The organism is Pseudomonas sp. (assembly GCF_046581935.1).
Taxonomy (GTDB): Bacteria; Pseudomonadota; Gammaproteobacteria; order Pseudomonadales; family Pseudomonadaceae; genus Aquipseudomonas.
In genome coordinates, this window is sequence record NZ_JAYGFK010000006.1 from 24,472 (window position 1) to 43,957 (window position 19,486).

General features: G+C 60.0%; 16 protein-coding genes and 1 pseudogene. 7 read left to right on the top strand and 10 right to left on the bottom strand.

The window, feature by feature from the left end:
* The first annotated feature begins 200 nt into the window (after positions 1-200).
* The gene (locus VCA57_RS05520; RefSeq protein ID WP_411183962.1) at positions 201-938 is read left to right on the top strand and encodes a tellurite resistance TerB family protein; all 738 of its coding nucleotides are present in this window, start codon (positions 201-203) and stop codon (positions 936-938) included.
* Positions 939-979: 41 nt separating this feature from the next.
* On the opposite strand, the gene VCA57_RS05525 is transcribed toward VCA57_RS05520, so the two are convergent.
* The 8 genes from VCA57_RS05525 to VCA57_RS05560 all read right to left on the bottom strand — a co-directional run bounded on the left by VCA57_RS05525 (position 980) and on the right by VCA57_RS05560 (position 9,913).
* A complete protein-coding gene (locus VCA57_RS05525) occupies positions 980-1,456 on the bottom strand; it encodes an ester cyclase (protein WP_411183963.1) in 477 nt (158 codons plus the stop codon).
* Between the two features lie 128 nt (positions 1,457-1,584).
* Positions 1,585-3,009, bottom strand: a complete 1,425-nt coding sequence (locus VCA57_RS05530; RefSeq protein ID WP_411183964.1) for a gamma-aminobutyraldehyde dehydrogenase — start codon at positions 3,007-3,009, stop codon at positions 1,585-1,587.
* A 65-nt stretch (positions 3,010-3,074) separates the two neighbouring features.
* Positions 3,075-3,899, bottom strand: a complete 825-nt coding sequence (locus VCA57_RS05535) for an ABC transporter permease (protein WP_411183965.1) — start codon at positions 3,897-3,899, stop codon at positions 3,075-3,077.
* Complete coding sequence (locus VCA57_RS05540; RefSeq protein ID WP_411183966.1) at positions 3,889-4,833, bottom strand: ABC transporter permease; 945 nt, start codon at positions 4,831-4,833, stop codon at positions 3,889-3,891. The genes VCA57_RS05535 and VCA57_RS05540 overlap by 11 nt, the downstream gene beginning before the upstream one ends.
* A 1-nt stretch (position 4,834) precedes the next feature.
* Positions 4,835-5,863, bottom strand: coding sequence for an ABC transporter ATP-binding protein (locus VCA57_RS05545; protein WP_411183967.1), 1,029 nt, complete (start codon positions 5,861-5,863; stop codon positions 4,835-4,837).
* A 321-nt stretch (positions 5,864-6,184) separates the two neighbouring features.
* The gene (gene ydcS / locus VCA57_RS05550) at positions 6,185-7,336 is read right to left on the bottom strand and encodes a putative ABC transporter substrate-binding protein YdcS (protein ID WP_411183968.1); all 1,152 of its coding nucleotides are present in this window, start codon (positions 7,334-7,336) and stop codon (positions 6,185-6,187) included.
* Positions 7,337-7,409: 73 nt separating this feature from the next.
* Positions 7,410-8,867, bottom strand: a complete 1,458-nt coding sequence (locus VCA57_RS05555) for a gamma-aminobutyraldehyde dehydrogenase (protein ID WP_411183969.1) — start codon at positions 8,865-8,867, stop codon at positions 7,410-7,412.
* A gap of 134 nt (positions 8,868-9,001) precedes the next feature.
* Positions 9,002-9,913, bottom strand: coding sequence for a LysR family transcriptional regulator (locus VCA57_RS05560; RefSeq protein ID WP_411183970.1), 912 nt, complete (start codon positions 9,911-9,913; stop codon positions 9,002-9,004).
* A 219-nt stretch (positions 9,914-10,132) separates the two neighbouring features.
* Here VCA57_RS05560 and VCA57_RS05565 point away from each other — a divergent pair, with 219 nt between their 5' ends.
* Positions 10,133-11,809, top strand: coding sequence for a GMC family oxidoreductase (locus VCA57_RS05565; RefSeq protein ID WP_411183971.1), 1,677 nt, complete (start codon positions 10,133-10,135; stop codon positions 11,807-11,809).
* 70 nt (positions 11,810-11,879) lie between these two features.
* Here VCA57_RS05565 and VCA57_RS05570 read toward each other — a convergent pair whose 3' ends face one another.
* Both VCA57_RS05570 and VCA57_RS05575 read right to left on the bottom strand, forming a co-directional pair.
* Entirely contained in the window at positions 11,880-13,181 is a 1,302-nt protein-coding gene (locus tag VCA57_RS05570; RefSeq protein ID WP_411183972.1) for a diguanylate cyclase domain-containing protein, read from the bottom strand.
* Between the two features lie 82 nt (positions 13,182-13,263).
* Entirely contained in the window at positions 13,264-13,518 is a 255-nt protein-coding gene (locus tag VCA57_RS05575) for a hypothetical protein (RefSeq protein ID WP_411183973.1), read from the bottom strand.
* A gap of 180 nt (positions 13,519-13,698) precedes the next feature.
* On the opposite strand from VCA57_RS05575, the gene prfB reads away from it, so the two are divergent.
* The 5 genes and pseudogenes from prfB to VCA57_RS05600 all read left to right on the top strand — a co-directional run bounded on the left by prfB (position 13,699) and on the right by VCA57_RS05600 (position 19,340).
* Positions 13,699-14,794, top strand: a protein-coding gene (prfB, locus tag VCA57_RS05580) for a peptide chain release factor 2 (RefSeq protein ID WP_411183974.1) whose coding sequence is annotated in 2 segments (ribosomal slippage) — positions 13,699-13,770 and positions 13,772-14,794 — 1,095 coding nt in all. Because the reading frame shifts where the segments join, the coding sequence is not laid out codon by codon here.
* Between the two features lie 97 nt (positions 14,795-14,891).
* Positions 14,892-16,409, top strand: a complete 1,518-nt coding sequence (lysS, locus tag VCA57_RS05585) for a lysine--tRNA ligase (protein ID WP_411183975.1) — start codon at positions 14,892-14,894, stop codon at positions 16,407-16,409.
* A gap of 114 nt (positions 16,410-16,523) precedes the next feature.
* A pseudogene (locus VCA57_RS05590) lies at positions 16,524-17,237 on the top strand (TetR/AcrR family transcriptional regulator).
* A gap of 246 nt (positions 17,238-17,483) precedes the next feature.
* Positions 17,484-18,035: a hypothetical protein gene (locus tag VCA57_RS05595; RefSeq protein WP_411183976.1), complete on the top strand. Its 552-nt coding sequence runs from the start codon at positions 17,484-17,486 to the stop codon at positions 18,033-18,035.
* Between the two features lie 9 nt (positions 18,036-18,044).
* Positions 18,045-19,340: a flavohemoglobin expression-modulating QEGLA motif protein gene (locus VCA57_RS05600; protein WP_411183977.1), complete on the top strand. Its 1,296-nt coding sequence runs from the start codon at positions 18,045-18,047 to the stop codon at positions 19,338-19,340.
* Positions 19,341-19,486: the final 146 nt, after the last annotated feature.

Genomic DNA, 19,486 nt, shown 5'->3' on the forward strand with positions numbered 1-19,486 from the left:
CAAATGCGTAGCGGTTATCGCAAGAGTGTGATGTCGCCCGCTTTTTGACAGATTGCGTGACGGATAAACGACGAAGAGCCTCCCGCCCTGAGGTTTCAGGTGGCGGCAATCTTTCGAAGCACTCTGGCGCTAGGAGAGCTGAAACCCGCGTCTCTAGAATCGGTCACTTGTTTCTGCACTATTTCTAGGGAGCACGCTTGATGAATACCCGTGGATTGCTTGATCAGTTGCTGAAATCTGGCCAGGACCTGCTGCAGCAGAAATCCTCCGGCACCTCGGCTGGTGGCTTGGGCGGTAGCCTTGGTGGTTTGCTCGGTGGCAGCAACAAAGGTGGCCAAGGCGGTGACCTCGGTACGTTGCTCAAGGGGGCTGGTGGTGGTGCCCTGGCAGCTGGGGCACTGGGCTTGCTGCTGGGCAACAAGAGCGCACGCAAGATGGGTGGCAAAGCGCTGACCTATGGTGGCTTGGCTGCGCTCGGCGTGGTCGCCTACAAGGCTTACAACAACTGGCAGGCGCAGCAGGCCAGTGCACCACAGGCCGAGCCGCAAACCCTGGACCGCGTGCCCGCACCGCAGGTCGAATTGCACAGTCAGGCGATTCTAAAGGCACTGGTCGGCGCGGCCAAAGCCGATGGCCATGTCGACGACCGTGAGCGGCAATTGATCGAAGGCGAGTTGCTCAAGCTCACCAGTGATGCCGAGTTGCAGCATTGGCTGCAGGCCGAGCTGAACAAGCCGCTGGACCCCGCCGAAATCGCTCGTGTGGCCAGCACCCCGGAAATGGCAGCAGAAATGTATGTGGCCAGCGTGCTGATGGTCGATGAAGAGCACTTTATGGAACGTGCTTATCTGGAAGAGTTGGCCCGGCAGCTCAAGCTGGATCCGGCGCTGAAGGCCGAGCTTGAGGCCCAGGTGCGTCAGGAGCTGCAAGCGGGTTAGAGCACTGCAGCGTTTCTAGCCTGCAGTGCATGCCCTCGGGCTTACCAGCCGAGTTGCTTGTTGAAGCCCAGCGCGTCGTAGTAATCACCCTGATAGGTGATCTTGCCGCCTTTGATGCGGACAAAACTGACGCCCTCAAATGACAGTGGTTTGCCGGTGGCTGGGGTTTCCGCGCCCCAGGCTCCGCTGTTGGTGCCGCTGAATTTCCACTGGAAGGCGATGCCATTGGCGCTGACGATGGGCGCGCTGGTCATCTGCCATTGCAGATCCGGCACCGCGCCGACAAACACCTTGATCACGTTGTCACGAGCGGCGGCTTTGCCGTTCTGCGGCGTGCCGACGGTGGCATCGAAATACACCGCATCTTCGGCGAGAAAGGTGGCAGCCTTGTCGGCATCGTGAGCATTCCAGGCAGCCATATAGCCATCGACGATAGCCTTGGCATCATCTGCTGCTTGAGCCAGGCCGGCGCAGGCGAACAGGGCGAGCAAGCTGATAGTGCGGAGTGCTATTTTCATTGTTGTTGCTCCAGATCGTTGGGTGAAATCGTAGAAGCGATAGGCAGGGCGGATGTCGTTGTGTACATCCACCACTGCAATGTCTCGGTGGATCGATGGAGCGCGATCCACCCTACAGCGAGACTCGGTTAGTGCTTGAACATGACGTGGCGGATGGCGGTGTAATCCTCTAGGCCATACATGGACATGTCCTTGCCATAGCCGGATAGCTTCACGCCGCCATGGGGCATTTCGCTGACCAGCATAAAGTGCGTATTAACCCAGGTGCAGCCGTACTGCAGGCGTGCCGAGAGGCGATGGGCGCGGCCTACGTCACTGGTCCACAACGAGGAGGCCAGGCCGTAGTCGGAGTCGTTGGCCCAGGCCAGCGCTTGCGCTTCGTCGTCGAACTGGGTCACCGATACCACCGGGCCGAACACTTCGCGGCGGACGATTTCGTCGTCCTGCAGAGCGCCCGCCAGTACGGTCGGCTCGAAGAAGAAACCGGGGCCGTCGACCGCATTGCCGCCGGTAATCACCTTTATATGCGGTAACGCCTTGGCGCGGTCAACAAAGCCGATCACGCGGTCGCGGTGAGCTGAAGTGATCAGCGGGCCGAGCTCGGTGCTTTCGTCGTCCTGCAGGCCGTACTTGATGCTGCTCACGGCCTCGCCCAGCTTGGCCACGAACTTCTCGTAAATGCCTTTTTGCGCATAGATGCGGCAGGCGGCGGTGCAGTCCTGGCCGGCGTTGTAGAAGCCGAAGGTGCGGATGCCTTCCACAGCCGCGTCGATGTCGGCATCGTCGAAGATGATTACCGGCGCTTTGCCGCCCAGTTCCATGTGCATGCGCTTCACGCTGTCGGCCGTGCTGCTGATGATGTTGGAACCAGTGGGGATTGAGCCGGTCAGCGAGACCATGCGCACTTTCGGGTGAGTGGTCAGCGGTGCGCCGACGCTTGGGCCACGGCCGAAAACGATATTGACCACGCCTGCCGGGAAGATTTCAGCGAAGAACTCCGCCAGCTTCAGGGCAGTCAGTGGCGTTTGTTCGGAGGGCTTGAGTACCACGCAGTTACCGGCAGCCAGGGCTGGGCCGAGTTTCCAGGCGGCCATCATCAGCGGGTAGTTCCACGGTGCTATGGAGGCGACTACGCCAATCGGATCGCGGCGGATCATCGAGGTATGCCCCGGCAGGTATTCACCTGCGGCGGAACCGCTCATGCAGCGGCTGGCCCCGGCGAAGAAACGGAACACATCGGCGACGGCCGGCAGCTCGTCGTTCAGCGCGGCGCTGTAGGGTTTGCCGCAGTTCTGCGACTCCAGGCGGGCCAGCTCTGCGGCGTGGGCGTCGATTTTATCGGCCAGTTGCAGCAGCAGGGTCGAGCGATCTTTGGGCGCGGTTTGCGACCAACTGTCGAAGGCGGCATCAGCAGCGCGAACGGCGGCGTCGACCTGAGCCGGACTGGCTTCAGCGATTTCCACCAGGGTGGTGCCGAGGGACGGGTTGAGCACGGCCTGGGCAGCGCCTTCGCCAGCGACCAGTTGGCCATTGATCAGCAGTTTGGTTTGCATCGCTTAAACCTCGCATGGGTTTGCAGAACTTGGGTTGGCCCTCCCCATATGAGGGAGGGGTGGAATCATTTGCCGCTACCGGCCACGGCTTCGCCGTCCTTGGTTAGGTAGTAGGCGCCGAGTATTGGGATCATGGTGGCCAGCATCACCAGCATCGCCACCACATTGGTTACCGGTACATCACGCGGGCGAGCCAACTGGTTGAGCAGCCACAGCGGCAGGGTGCGTTCATGGCCGGCGGTGAAGGTGGTGACGATGATCTCGTCAAACGACAGGGCAAACGCCAGCATGCCGCCGGCCAACAGCGCTGAACCGAGGTTGGGCAGGACGATGTAGCGGAAGGTCTGCCAACCGTCGGCACCCAGGTCCATGCTGGCCTCGATCAGGCTGTGGCTGGTGCGCCGGAAGCGGGCGATGACGTTGTTGTAGACGATCACCACGCAGAAGGTGGCATGGCCAATCACAATGGTCAGCAAGCCCGGCTCAATGCCGAAGCGCTTGAACGCCGCCAGCAACGCCAAGCCGGTGATGATGCCGGGCAGAGCGATGGGCAGGATCAGCAGCATGGAGATGCCTTCCTTGCCGAAAAAGTCGCGGCGGTACAGCGCGGCAGCGGCCAGGGTGCCAAGCACCATGGCAATCACGGTGGCCAGGCAGGCGATCTGTGCCGAAAGCTTGATGGCTTCGAGCACGTCCGGGCGGGCGAAGGCGACGCTGAACCAGTCCAGGGTGAAGCCCTTGGGCGGAAAGCTAAAGGCGGCATCTTCGGTGTTGAAGGCGTACATGAAGATGATCAGGATCGGGAAGTGGAGGAACACCAGTCCGCCCCAGGCGGCTAATTTCAGGCCCCAGGAAGCTTGCTCCCCGTGCTTTTCGGCTTTAGAGCGCATCGAAGGCCCCCAGACGTTTGACGATGGACAGGTACACAGCGATAAGCACGATCGGCACCAACGTAAAGGCGGCGGCTATCGGCATGTTGCCGATCGAGCCTTGTTGCGCATACACCATGCTGCCGATGAAGAAGCCGGGCGGGCCTACCAACTGCGGCACGATAAAGTCGCCCAGAGTCAGGCTGAAGGTGAAGATCGAGCCGGCGGCAATACCCGGTACGGTCAGCGGCAGGATCACCTGCATAAAGGTCTGCCTTGGCTGCGCGCCAAGGTCTGCCGAGGCTTGCAGCAGTGATGGCGGCAAACGTTCCAGGGAGGCCTGGATCGGCAAAATCATGAATGGCAGCCAGATGTAGACGAACACCAGAAAGCGCCCGAGGTGCGAGGTCGACAGGGTACTGCCGCCCACGCCAGGGATGCCGAGGATGAACTGCAGCAGCGGAGCCAGCCCGAGTTGATCAACAAACCACTGGATGACGCCGCCCTTGGCCAGCAGCAGCGTCCAGGCGTACGCCTTGATGATGTAGCTGGCCCACATCGGCAGCATCACCGCGATGTAGAAAAACGCTTTGGTTTTGCCGCTGGTGTAGCGCGCCATGTAGTAGGCAATCGGGAAGGCAATCAGCGCGCTGGCCAGCGTTACGGCAATGGCCATGCTCACCGTGCGGCGGATGATGTCGAAGTTGGACGGCTGAAACAGCGCCGTGAAGTTGCCCAGGGTGAGGTCTGGGGTGACCGTCATGCTGAAGTCGTCGAAGGTGTAGAAGCCTTGCCACAACAGGCTCAGCAGCGAGCCCAGATAGACCGCGCCAAACCACAGCAGTGGCGGCACCAACAGCAGCGAGAGGTAGAGCGTCGGCTTGCGATACAACAGGTCAGACAGCCGCCGCAACGCGCCGCCGTGATGCTGGTTGATGCTCAGTGACTGGCTCATGTCAGATGTCCTCGCGCAGGCCAACCATGGCCCCGCGCGCCCAGCGTGCGCTAACCCGTTGGCCAATCTGTAGCGGTGTTTCGCCCTGTTGCCATTGATTGTTGGCCTGGCTGACGCAGAAGTTCTGGCCGTTCTCCAGCTGGATCTCGAAGCGGGTCGAGGCACCTTGGTACTGGATATCGTGCAGCAGGCCGCTGACTTCCACTTCGTCGCTGCTCAGTGCCTCCGCGTTGCTGAGGCGGGTGTGTTCCGGGCGGATCGACAGCGGTTGCGTGGAGCCAGTGAGTTGCTGGGCCAGGCTGCCCTTGAGCACGTTGGACGTGCCGACGAACTCCGCGACGAACGACGTGGCCGGCTGCATATACAGGTTGCGCGGCGTGTCGACCTGCTCAATGCGACCTTTGTTGAACACCGCCACGCGGTCCGACATGGACAGCGCTTCGCTCTGGTCGTGGGTGACGAAAATAAAGGTGATGCCCAGCTGGCGCTGGAGCTTTTTCAGCTCGCTTTGCATCTGCTCGCGTAACTTCAGGTCAAGGGCACCAAGCGGCTCATCCAGCAGCAACACCCGTGGCCGGTTGACCAGGGCGCGAGCCAGGGCCACACGCTGGCGTTGCCCGCCGGACAGTTGTGCCGGCTTGCGCGCGCCATAGCCGCCGAGGGCAACCAGGGCCAGCGACTCTTCGGCGCGGGCCAGGCGTTCTGTCTTGCCGACGCCTTTGACCTTGAGGCCATAGGCCACATTGTTGAGGACATCCATGTGTGGAAACAGCGCGTAATCCTGAAACACGGTGTTCACATCGCGTTTGTAGGGCGCAAGGCCCACGGCCTCCTCGCCATGAATACGAATCGAGCCGGCGTTGGGCTGCTCGAAGCCGGCGATCAAACGCAGGCAGGTGGTTTTACCCGAGCCGGAAGGGCCGAGCATGGAGAAGAATTCGCCATCCTGGATGTCGATGGACACCCGGTCTACGGCCTTGACGTCGCCGAACACGCGGGACACATCAGTGAATTGCACAGCAAGGGTCATTTCAATCGCTCCAGGATAAAAGCCACCCACCAGCGTCTCTGCCGTCAGGGTTGCCGACACAAAACGGCAGAGCCGCTGGTGGATGTACAACGGTTAACCATCACGGCTGGTCGGCTGCGATGTAGGGCGGATGGGGGCACCTAGCTGGTGTTTTATCCATCTGCCGGAAAGCTCAACAGAACAGCTGGGTTAGGCGCCTTTGTAGGATGGGTTGAGCTGGCGATACCCATCGCCACTGGGGCGATGATCTGGGTGGTATGCCTGAGCTCTTTGATGGGTATCGCTATGCTCCACCCATCCTACGTAGCGCCTTACTCGCTGTTATCTGCCGCCCATGATCGCGATGTAGTCCTGGGTCCAGCGGCTGTAAGGCACGAACTTGCCGCCTTCGGACTGTGGGGTTTTCCAGAAGGCGATCTTGTCGAAGTTGTCGAAGCCGTTGACCTTGCAACCTTCGGCGCCGAGCAGTTCGTTGTCCTTGCAGGCGGCGGGTACCGCTGGCAGTGAGCCGAACCAGGAAGCGACGTCCCCCTGCACTTTGGGTTGCAGCGACCAGTCCATCCATTTGTAGGCGCAGACTGGGTGCTTGGCCTCGGCATGCAGCATGGTAGTGTCGGCCCAGCCGGTGGCACCCTCAACCGGCACGGTGGAGGCGATGGGCTGTTTCTCCAGTTGTAGGGCGTTGACTTGATACGGCCAGGAACCAGAGGCCATTACCCCTTCGTTCTTGAAGTCACTCATCTGCACGGTCGCGTCGTGCCAGTAGCGGTGGATCAGCGGCTGCTGGGCGCGCAGCACGTCGAGTACGGCGGCGTATTGCGCTTCGGTCAGTTGGTAAGGGTCCTGGATGCCCAGCTCTGGCTGGCTGGCCTTGAGGTAGAGCGCGGCGTCAGCGATGTAGATCGGGCCGTCATAGGCCTGCACGCGGCCTTTGTTGCTCTTGCCGTCGGGCAGGTTCTGCTCCTTGAACACCACGGACCAGCTGGTCGGCGCGGTCTTGAACAGGTCGCTGTTATACATCAGCACGTTCGGCCCCCACTGGTAGGGCGTGCCGTAGTGCTGGCCAGCGACGGTGTGCCATGGCGCGTCCTTGAGGCGTTCGTCGAGGTTTTTCCAGTTAGGGATCAAGGCGGTGTTGATCGGTTGTACGCGTTTGCCGGCGACTAAGCGCAGCGAGGCGTCACCAGAGGCGGTGACCAAATCGTAGCCGCCTTTGGCCATCAGGCTGACCATCTCGTCGGAGGTGGCGGCGGTTTTAACGTTGACCTTGCAACCGCTGTCAGCTTCGAACTGAGTGACCCAGTCATAAGCCTTGTCGGTTTCGCCACGCTCGATGTAGCCGGGCCAGGCGATGATGTCGAGTTGACCTTCAGCCTTGCCTAACGCTTGCAACGGTTCGGCGGCCTGTACGGCACTGACAGCCAGGAGAGCGGTGGTCAGTGCGCTGAGCACTGCGGTTTTCTGCGCGGACATCGGAATTCCCTCTTTTTGTGGGCTTGTTATCGGGGCAGTAAATGTCAGTCGCCAAATAGCGGCCGAATGGGTCTTAGTCTAGTTGTTGTCCGTGACGCGCCATGATGTGGCGCACCACGCTGTAATCCTGCAGCGAGTCGCTCGATAGGTCTTTGCCATAGCCGGAGCGCTTGAGTCCGCCGTGAGGCATTTCACTGGCCAACATGAAATGCGTGTTGATCCAGGTGCAGCCATATTGCAGGCGGGCGGCGACTTGCATGGCTTTGTCCAGGTTCTGCGTCCACACCGAGCTGGCCAGGCCGTACTCGGAGTCATTGGCCCAATCCACCGCTTGGCTTAGCTCGTCAAAGCGGGTGACGGTAACCACCGGGCCGAACACTTCACGCTGAACGATCTCGTCACTCTGTTTGCAGCCGGCCAGCAAGGTTGGTTGATAGTAGAAGCCCGCGCCGGAATGCGCGGCCGCGCCAGTGACGCGCTCGATATGCGGTTGGCCGAGGGCGCGTTCGACAAAACTGGCCACGCGGTCGCGCTGGCGTGCGCTGATCAGCGGGCCTATCTCGTTGTCGTCATCTTTCTTGCGGGCAAAGCCAATGCTCGCCACGGCCTCGCCAAGCTCAGCTACCAAGCGGTCATGGATGCCGGCCTGAGCGTAAATGCGGCAGGCAGCGGTGCAGTCTTGGCCGGCGTTGTAGTACCCGTGCGTGCGAATCCCCTCGACCACCGCGCTGATGTCGGCGTCGTTGCAGACAATCACCGGTGCTTTGCCGCCGAGTTCAAGGTGGGTGCGTTTCAGCGTGCGTGCGGCGCTCTGCAGAATCTTCTGCCCGGTGACGATATCGCCGGTCAGCGAGACCATGCGCACTTTTGCGTGGCTGACCAGGCTGCTGCCGATGCCTTCACCGCCGCCACACAGAATGTTGATGACCCCCGCCGGCAGAAGCTGCGCGAGCAATGGGGCCAGCGCGAGAATCGACAGTGGCGTGTGCTCAGACGGTTTGAAGATCAGCGTATTGCCTGCCGCCAGCGCCGGGGAGATTTTCCAGGCAGCCATCATCAGCGGGTAGTTCCACGGCGCGATGGAGGCGACCACGCCAACCGGATCACGGCGCACCATGCTGGTGTGGCCGGGTACATATTCACCAGCCAGCTGCCCTTGCTGACAACGCACCGCGCCGGCGAAGAAGCGGAACACATCGACAGCTGCTGGCAGGTCGTCCTGACGCGCCAAATGCAGCGGCTTGCCGCAGTTCAGGGCTTCTAGCTGGGCCAGGTGGTCGGCGTTTTGTTCAAGCGCATCGGCAATCGCCAGCAGGGCGCTGGCGCGTTGTGCGGGCGTGGTGCGCGACCAGCCGGCGAAGGCGCGGTGGGCCGCCTGTACGGCCGCTTCCATCTGCTCCAGCGATGCTTCGGCAATGCTGGTGATGATTTCGCCAGTGGCGGGGTTGATGATCGCTTCGGCAAAACCCTCTCCGCCGACCAGTTGGCCGTCGATCAGCAACATGCTGTGCAGGGTTGGTGGAGTGAGCATCTTTTGGCTTCTTCTGTCGGTTGCGTTAGACATGTGGGCTCCTGAGTCGCCCGGCATGTCCGCGTCCATTTGGAAGTGAGACTAGAGCCAGGGCGTGAGGTCGACAAATTCTTAAAAATGAAAGTGGCGTTCGATTAAATAGATAGCTTGCGGCTGTGCGGCTGTTCTCGGGCCACGGTCAAGAATGGGTCGACCAGTGCAGGGCGCGCGGTGCCGCGACGCCAGGCCAGGCCGACGTCCAGCGGCTCACTGAGATCAATCAATGGGCGAGCCTCGATAATGTCGCCCTCCAGTGACCACGGCCGATAGGTCATGTCTGGCTGAATCGACAGGCCGAGCCCGGCGGCTACCAGGCTGCGCACCGCTTCCACCGAGGCGGTGCGCAAGGTCACGTGCGGGGTCATGCCGGCGCGGCTCCAGATGCGCTGGGTGTGCAGGCCCATTTCGTCGGCGTTGAGCTGAATCAGTGGTTCGCGAGCGATATCTGCCAGGCTGATGCTGTCGTGTTCCAGTAGCGGGTGGCGCGCCGGCAGCCACAGGCGATGTGGCGAGTGGGTGAGCACTTCGGTTTGTAAGGCGTGGCGGTCTTCCAGGTTGGACAGAATCAGCACACCGACATCAATCTCGCCACTGACCAGCAGATGCTCGATATAGGGCCGCTCATCCTCGACCACGCGGGTTTGTACATTGGGGTAGGCGCGCTGGAAGCGGGTGATCAGATCGGCAAGGTAGTAACCCGCCACCAGGCTGGTCACGCCAATGGTCAGGCTGCCGGCTACTTGGTCGGTGCTCTGCTGCAGGCTGCGCTTGGCGTTGTCTACCGTGGCCAGAATCAGGTGCGCTTGGCGCAGAAACTGGTGGCCCTGGTGGGTCAGGCTCATGCCCTTGGCGTGGCGATTGAACAAGCTGACGCCAATTTCTTCCTCCAGTTGCTGGATTGCCAGGGTCAGGGTCGACTGGGAGATGAACACGGCCTGGGCGGCGGCGGAGATCGAGCCCGTTTCGGCGACGGCAATAAAGTGGCGAATCTGGCGCAGGGTCATCATGCGGCGGTTGTCTCCAGCAGTGTTCTGGCGTTGTTGTTTGCCGAACGAGTTGAACACATTTCTTTTTTATCGATAACTGTTACATCGCCTGGTCGCTGTATTGGTTCGTGGAGCTGTCGGTGGTGACTGCTCGCATGGCGATGCTCGGTTCGGTTTTGGCTGTTCGACCAAAGGGGCATTCCTCGGTATTGCGGCAGCGTCTAGGCTCGGCGCACTGACATGACAAATATTGAGGTGCCTGTGGACCCGCTTGAAGACGGTTACGATTACCTGATCGCTGGTGCTGGCCCTGCTGGTTGTCTGCTGGCTAATCGGCTGTCTGCCGACCCTAAGGTCAAAGTTTTGCTGCTCGAAGCCGGTGGGCGTGATAACTACCCCTGGATTCACATCCCCGTTGGCTACCTCTATTGCATCGGCAACCCACGCACTGACTGGTGTTATGACACGGCCCCGGAGCCGGGCCTAAATGGCCGCGCTTTACGTTATCCGCGAGGGCGCGTGCTGGGCGGTAGCTCGTCGATCAACGGCATGATCTACATGCGCGGCCAGGCCCGCGACTACGACGCTTGGGCGGCCGAAGGCAATACCGGGTGGGCATGGACGGACGTGTTGCCACTCTTTAAACGCACGGAAAATCACTATGCCGGCGACAGCGCCCTGCATGGTGCTGCCGGTGAGTGGCGGGTCGAGCGCCAGCGTTTGTCCTGGGAGCTGCTCGACGCTTTTCGCGGTGCGGCAGCGCAGAGCGGTATCGCCAGCATTGATGATTTCAACGGCGGGGATAACGAAGGCTGTAGCTACTTTCAGGTCAACCAGCGTAGCGGGGTGCGCTGGAACGCCGGCAAAGCTTTTTTGCGCAGTGTGGCTGATCGGCCCAATTTGCGTGTGCTGACTGGTGCGGAGGTACAACGAGTGGCCTTGGGGGACGGCCGTGCCGGTGGCTTGTACGTGCGTTGGCAGGGCCGTGAGCACCTGGTTTGTGCGCGCCGTGAAGTGTTGTTGTGCGCCGGTGCCATTGGCACGCCGGCACTGTTGCAGCGCTCCGGGATAGGTGCGCCGCCACTCTTGCAGCAAGTGGGCGTGGGCGTTGCCCATGCGCTGCCTGGAGTGGGCGCTAATCTGCAGGACCATCTGCAGCTGCGCATGGTGTATGAAGTCAGTGGTGTGCCCACGCTTAACCAGATTGCCGGCAGTTTGTGGGGTAAGTTCGGTATTGGCCTGGAATATCTGCTCAAGCGCAGTGGACCCATGGCGATGGCACCGAGCCAATTGGGTGCCTTCGCCCGTTCGAGTCCCGAGCAGCCGTCGGCCAACTTGCAGTACCACGTGCAACCCTTGTCGTTGGAGCGCTTCGGCGATCCGCTGCATGCCTTCCCAGCCTTTACTGCGTCGGTGTGCAACCTGCGTCCGCATAGCCGTGGCACGGTGTCCATCCGCTCCTTGGATGTGGCCGATGCGCCGATTATTCAGCCCAACTATTTGAGCGATCCGCGTGACCTGGCCGTGGCCGCTGATGCTATTCGCCTGACCCGGCGCATTGTCGCCGCGCCGGCTTTGGCGGCTTATAAGCCGACGGAGTACAAGCCCGGGCTGGACTATCAGCATGAGGAAGATTTGTACCGCGCGGCGGCAGAGATTGGCACGACCATCTTCCACCCGGTAGGCACCTGCAAGATGGGCCAGGGCGCGGATGCGGTGGTTGATGCGCAATTACGCGTGCACGGAGTTGCTGGTTTACGCATTGCGGATGCGTCGGTCATGCCGAATATCGTCTCCGGCAACACCTGTTCGCCAGTGCTGATGATCGCGGAGAAAGCTGCCGAACTGATCCTGCAAGGCCACGCGCGTGTTGCCGGTGCGCAGGTGTTGCGCCCTGTCGAGGCACTGTCGGGCTAGAGTCTGGCCGCATTCATCTTCAGTCGCATCAGTGCCGAGGATGAATGCGGCGCAGTACGGCGGGCGTTGGTTAGCGCTCGCTGGCGTGAAACAGGGCGCGATTACGCCCGGCGTGTTTGGCTCGGTATAGCGCTTTGTCAGCCAGCTCCAGTGCTTCGTCGAGGTTGCTGCTGTCCAGCGGCCAAAGTGCGCCGCCGATACTGCAGCCAATCTGAGCCGGGGGGTTATTGCCTAGGTCGAACGTTTCCCGCAGCGCTAGCAGCGTGCGCTCAGCAACTATTTGTGCCTGGGCCAGAGCCTCGCCATTGGGTACTTGCAGCACCATAAGGAACTCGTCGCCGCCTAGGCGAGCGACCAAGTCGCCCTCGCGGAGGCAGCCGCGTAGGCGGATCGCCACCTCGCGCAGTAACTGATCCCCGGCAGCGTGACCGAATTGGTCGTTGATCGGCTTGAAGCCGTCCAGATCCAAGTAGAACAACGCCAGGCAACTGCTATTGGCCTGGCTGCGTTGTTGGGCGCGTGGCAGGTAGCTTTCCAGCGCGGTGCGGTTGGGTAGGCCGGTGAGTGCGTCGTGGTGGGCGAGGCTCTCCATCACGCCCAACGCGTTTTGCTGGTGGGTCAGGCTTTCTACCAAATGGCGAATGGAATGGCTGAGCGTCTCGATCTCGCGGGTGCCTTTCAGTTCAGGGATAACGCAAATCTCACCGGTACTGAGACGGTCTGCCGCTTTGGCAATTTTCCTTAGGGGACGGGTGAAGTAGCCGGCTATGAGCCAGCCGAGCAGTGCAAACAGCAGCGCTAGGCCGCTCCCCCAGAGCAGGATGTAGCGTGTTATTTCGCGGGCCGGAGTGTAGGCCTCGTCCAGTGGCTGGCGGGCAAGCACGGTCCAGCCCAAGCCCTTGTAGTTCATGTGGCCCTGGCTAAGAGCAAGGCCAGTCAGGTATTGCTTGCCATCCGGCCACTGCTGAACGCTCCACATGTCCTTGCCTTGCTTCAGCTCTTTGAGCGCAGGCAGGTTCAGGTGCTGGCCGATCATTTCCCTGGGCGCGAGCAATACGGTGCCGTCCTGGCCGATGACAAAGAACTCGACATTACGTCGTTGTTGGATCGGTTCCAGAATGGCCAGGCGTACTTCGTCTGCCCACGACCAGGACAGGTGCGAAGCCAGCACTCCGATTAGGCTGCCATCCTCGGCAAATACCGGCAGGCTGATGTCGACAAATTTCATCGCTTCGCCCGTCGGGTTGGGCAGCAGCTTGGCCAGCAGAACGGCCTCATGTACATCGCCGATAAACACGGTTTTCTGCGCTTCCATGAAAACCGGGCGCTGAGCGATGCTGGCCCCTTCCAGCACGCCATCGCTTGAGGCCAACACCTTGCCCTGAGCGTCGGTAAAGCCAATCCAGGCGATGCTCGGGAATTCGCTTTACAGGCGGTCGAGTAGTCCGCGAACTTCAACGATATCGTCCAGCTGGGTGAGCGCGCGCAGTTTGCCAATAACCATGCAGCATGGCGGCGCGGCTTTGCATGTCGCGATCCAGGCGGTCAACCATCATAAAGGAGACTTCGGCGAGGTCGCGGCCGACCTCCTCGCGGATGCGCTGGGTGGCGTCCAGGCCAATCAGGGTGCCGAGCAACCAGCTCAGGCTGGCGACTAGCAGGGCGATCAAAATGGCGAAACGGCTACGCAGGCTGTGCGATGAGCTCATAGCGCGACTACTCCTACGGGCGGCCAGGTAGTGTACAGCGGCGTTTGAGTATAGTGCGCCGTTGGTCTGCCTGGCTGTGCGTCACGTATTGTCACAGTTGATTGCGGGCTGCAAGGTGCGTTTCGACTGCGTTATACTCGCCGGCTTTTCCGAAAGTTTGACCTACGAGTGCTGCCAGCCATGGAAATTAACCCGATCCTGAATAGCATCAAGGACCTGTCCGAGCGCACCCAGACCATTCGGGGGTATCTTTGACTACGATCACAAACATGATCGTCTAGTCGAAGTAAACCGCGAGCTCGAAGACCCAGCCGTCTGGAACAATCCTGAATACGCGCAGAACCTGGGCCGCGAGCGTGCCTCGCTGGCGCTGATCGTCGACACTCTGGATGACCTGCACGGTAGCCTGGCTGACTCGCGCGACCTGCTCGACATGGCCGTCGAAGAAGACGACGAAGGTGCGGTCAATGATGTTTCCGCAGAGATTGAGCGCCTGCGCGATATCCTCGAAAAACTCGAATTCCGCCGCATGTTCAGTGGCGAGATGGACCCCAACAACGCCTACCTGGATATCCAGGCTGGCTCTGGTGGCACCGAGGCCCAGGATTGGGCCAACATGCTGCTGCGCATGTACCTGCGTTGGGCCGACAAGCGCGGCTTCGATGCGACCATCATGGAGCTGTCCGCTGGTGAAGTTGCCGGGATCAAAGGTGCAACCCTGCATATCAAGGGTGAATACGCCTTTGGCTGGTTGCGCACCGAGATCGGCGTGCACCGCCTGGTACGCAAGAGTCCATTCGACTCCGGTAACCGTCGCCATACCTCGTTCACCGCCGTGTTCGTCTCGCCAGAGATCGATGACAACATCGAAATTGAGATCAACCCAGCCGACCTGCGTATCGACACCTACCGCTCCTCTGGTGCCGGTGGTCAGCACGTAAACACCACCGACTCGGCGGTACGGATTACCCACGTACCGACCAACACCGTGGTCAGCTGCCAGAACGAACGCTCCCAGCACGCCAACAAAGACACCGCGATGAAGATGCTGCGGGCGCGCTTGTACGAGCAGGAAGTGCAGAAGCGCAATGCCGCCTCCCAGGCGCTGGAAGACACCAAGTCGGATATCGGCTGGGGCCACCAGATTCGCTCTTATGTACTCGATGCTTCGCGAATCAAAGACCTGCGCACCAATATCGAACGCAGTGATTGCGACAAGGTACTCGACGGCGACATCGACGAATATTTGGTGGCGAGCCTGAAACAAGGGCTCTAACTGCTGAGTGATGGTTTAAGGCCGGTTGGGCTGCGCCGCACCCAACCAACCGCCGGGCCCGTGCCCAACCAACGATTTACAGGACAGACGAACGACCATGAGCGACCAACAACTCGACCCGCAAGCCCCTTCCCACGAAGACCAGCAACAGGAAGAAAACAAGCTGATTGCCCTGCGCAAGGAAAAGCTTGCTGTTATCCGTGAGCAGGGCAACGCCTTCCCCAATGACTTCCGTCGCGAAAACTACTGCGCCGACTTGCAGAAACAGTACGCCGAGAAGACTAAGGAAGAGCTGGCTGAAGCGGCGATTCCGGTCAAGGTTGCTGGGCGCATCATGCTCAACCGTGGCTCGTTCATGGTGATTCAGGACATGACCGGGCGTATCCAGGTCTACGTCAACCGCAAAACCCTGTCGGAAGAAACCCTGGCCGCGGTGAAAACCTGGGACATGGGCGACATCATCTCTGCCGTCGGCACCCTGGCCCGTTCTGGCAAGGGTGACCTGTACGTTGAGATGACGGACGTGCGTCTGCTGACCAAATCCCTGCGCCCGCTGCCGGACAAGCACCACGGCCTGACCGACACCGAGCAGCGTTACCGCCAGCGTTACGTCGACCTGATCGTCAACGAGGACGTGCGCCAGACCTTCCGCGTGCGCTCGCAAGTGATCGCGCACATCCGCAGCTTCCTGATGAAGCGCGACTTCCTCGAAGTTGAAACGCCGATGCTGCAAACCATTCCTGGCGGCGCTGCAGCCAAGCCGTTCGAAACCCACCACAACGCGCTGGACATGGAAATGTTCCTGCGTATCGCGCCGGAGCTGTACCTCAAGCGTCTGGTGGTTGGCGGTTTTGAAAAGGTCTTCGAGATCAACCGCAACTTCCGTAATGAAGGCGTTTCGACTCGGCACAACCCAGAATTCACCATGCTGGAGTTCTACCAGGCGTACGCCGACTACGAAGACAACATGGACCTCACCGAAGAACTGTTCCGCGAATTGGCGCAGCTAGTTCTCGGCAGCACCGACGTGCCGTACGGCGACAAGGTGTTCCATTTCGGCGAGCCGTTCGTGCGGTTGTCGGTGTTCGACTCGATCCTCAAGTACAACCCTGAGCTGACTGCCGATGACCTGAACGACATCGACAAGGCGCGCGCCATCGCCAAGAAGGCCGGCGCCAAGGTGCTGGGCTTTGAAGGCCTGGGCAAGCTGCAGGTGATGATTTTCGAAGAGTTGGTCGAGCACAAACTGGAGCAGCCGCACTTCATTACCCAGTACCCGTTTGAAGTGTCGCCGTTGGCCCGTCGCAACGACGACAACCCGAATGTCACCGACCGCTTTGAGCTGTTTATCGGTGGCCGTGAAATCGCCAACGCCTACTCCGAGCTTAATGACGCGGAAGACCAGGCAGCGCGCTTTATGGCGCAGGTAGCTGATAAGGACGCCGGCGACGATGAAGCCATGCACTACGATGCTGACTTCGTGCGTGCCCTGGAATACGGCATGCCGCCAACGGCGGGTGAGGGGATCGGTATTGATCGTTTGGTGATGTTACTGACTAACTCGCCATCTATTCGTGACGTGATTCTGTTCCCGCACATGCGGGCGCAAGCCTGATGTAGTAAATAGCCGCCTCCGGGCGGCTTTTTATTATCTGCAATTGGACTATTTTTGCGATTGACGGACTAAGTCATTAGCCATCGTAAATAGCCGACAGAGGTACGTTCTGCCGTGACAGCCAAACTTTCCCAAGACAGCGCCACCTTGGTGGCCAATGCCGTTGCCGAGAGTGTTCAATACCAAGGGCGTAAAGTTAGCCGTCAGGGCAGTGAGCAGCGGCGTTAGGCCATTCTTGATGCCGCCATGCGCATTATCGTACGTGAAGGCGTGCGGGCCGTACGGCACCGCGCGGTAGCTGCTGAGGCGGCGGTGCCGCTATCGGCGACCACCTATTACTTCAAAGACATCAATGACCTGATCACCGATACCTTCGCTCTGTTTGTCGAGCGTAATGCGGCGTATATGGGCCTGTTATGGAGTAGCACCGAAGGCTTGCTGCGTGAGCAGGTCGGCCGCTTGGACGGCAGCCCAGAAGCGCGCCGGCGTCTGGCCGGCGAAATTGCCCAGATGGCTGTGGAATACGTGCGCCAGCAGTTACTCACCCGCCGTGAGCACTTGCTGGCCGATCAGGCCTTTCAGCAGGAGGCCTTGCTCAACCCGCGTTTACACGGCTTGCTGCGTGCCCATCGGCAGATTTTGCTGCAAGGTACGACGCACTTCTTTGAGGTGCTGGGCTCACAGCAGGCAGAGCAGGATGCCAAGCTATTGACGGCGATTATCGTGCGCATGGAGTATCAAGGCCTGCTCGACGGTGTCGAGCATCTGGACAGCGAAGATATGTTGGCCATGCTTAAGCGTTATATGCATCTGGTGCTGGGCCTATAACAGGCCGTTGAAAAACTACCTGCGTTGGCAATACTGCGTTAAAAACAGGCTCGGCAAGCCGCTTGCGGCTAACGCGCTTTAGCGCGGCCCGGAGGGCGAGTGAAACGAGTTATGCTTATTTACAACCGGTAAACTCGTGTGCGAGCCCAGTCCGCTTCCTCGCCTATTTTTGCCTTGTCTTGCCTGCCTCGGCTACGATTTTCAAAGGCCTGTTAACCCGGCCAATTGGTTCACAAGGAGAGCTTAATGAACGCCTGGCGCGCGCTGCTTGCCGTGTCCTTTTTGCTGCTTGGCGGTTGCCTGGTTACGTTCAGGGACCCGATTCCGGCCAATGAGGCAGCCCCAATCCCCCTGCTTGGCGAATGGTCACGTCAGAATGAATGGGGGGATCAGCAATTTCTGCAGATCACCCGTGCTGGCTCCAACGTCTACAAAGCGCAGCTCTATGTCGACAGCCCGGATAACCTCGACAGCGTTGAAGAGTACGGTTTTACCGTTGCTCACCACGGCCGCCGCTGGTACTTGTCTGCTGGGTTACCTAAGCGCATGGGGGCCAATTTCGCGATTGCCGGCTTTGAGCTGACTACCAGTAATGAGTTGGTAGTCTTCAACCTGGATGTCGATCGGATCCTTCAAGAGGTGCAGCAGGGCGTGCTGCAGGGTGAGGTGGTCGAGAGCGTTGAGGGCGATGGTGTGCTGGTCAGCAGCCCGTTAGAGCAGGTGTTCAGTTACCTTGATGATCAAGCTAATTCGGATGTGTTTATTGAAGTGGCGCGCTACCAGCGTGCCGGAGATTAGGCGGTATTAATGAACAGCCATAGCGGGTTGGACGACTACCAGTTAATCGTGCGGGCGCTGTCTGACCGCATCGTTGAGGCGCAAACACCGATCCGCGTGCTGGATGCGGTGAAGTGGGATGATTCGATTCGTAGCGAGTTTCTCAAGCACAAGGGCAAGCAGCAGCCCCAAGTTGATCGTGACTACTACGTCAACCGCCCCCTGCCGTTTGATGCGGCGGCGAAGAAGCTGGAATTCCAGAACATTGAGCGTGATATCACCCGTCGGCTTGGCCAGTTCAACCCGGTAGGGCAGATCATGCGGCGCATGTGCCGCGAGTACCGCATGGTTATCCGCATGCTGGAAGCGCGCGGCACCGAGGATTTCGGCTTGATCAGTCAGGAGCTGTATGGAGCAGCATCCGATGCCTTCCATGCGGGCGATCCGACATTGGCTGACCTGGGGGTGATGTTTTCCAACTTCCTCAACAACATCGACAAGCGCGGCGACCTCAAAGACGAAGCCAAGAATCTCAATGCCAAAGAAGCCGTCAGCCTACTGCAGCAGCGGCTGAATAAGGTATTCGGTGAGGAGGAGGGCACCATCCGGGTGTTCGAGTCCGATGGCATCCTCGCCGATGCGGCGGCCGGTGCCGACTACATCAAGATTCGCGCCGATGCGATGTTCAACGAACGCGACGTCAAAGCCCTGGAAGTGCATGAGGGCCTGGTGCACGTGGCGACGACGCTGAACGGGCAGAATCAACCGATCTGCACCTTTCTAGCCAAGGGGCCACCCTCATCCACGGTTACTCAGGAAGGTCTGGCGATCTTGATGGAGGTGATTGCCTTTGCCTCTTACCCAACCCGTTTGCGCAAGTTGACCAACCGTACCCGCGCCATTCACATGGCCGAGGAGGGCGCGGACTTTCTGCAAGTGTTCGACTTTTATCGCGAGCAGGGCTTCAGCCAGGAGCAGAGTTACAGCAATGCCAATCGCGTGTTCCGGGGTTCAACGCCTACGGGCCTGCCTTTCACCAAGGACCTGTCCTATTTGAAGGGCTTTATCATGGTCTACAACTACATCCAGCTGGCTGTACGTAAAGGCAAGCTGGAGCAGATTCCGCTGCTGTTCTGCGGCAAGACCACCCTGGAAGACATGCGCACCCTGCGGCAGTTGGTGGATGAAGGGCTGGTCACGCCGCCCAAGTATTTGCCACCGCAGTTCAGCGACCTTAACTCCCTGTCGGCCTGGATGTGCTTCTCCAACTTCCTCAATCACCTGAGTTTGGACCGGATCGAGGCCGACTACGCCAATATCCTCTAGGCGCTACTGCGGGCTTCGCGCGTTATGCGGTGTTGCGCACGACCTGAAAAATGCTCATTTACACTCGTAAACTCCGCTTTTCAGGCCGTACGCGCCTTGCCTAACCTTCGCTCGTGACGCACCTAGCCTATAGGCTAAGTAAGCTC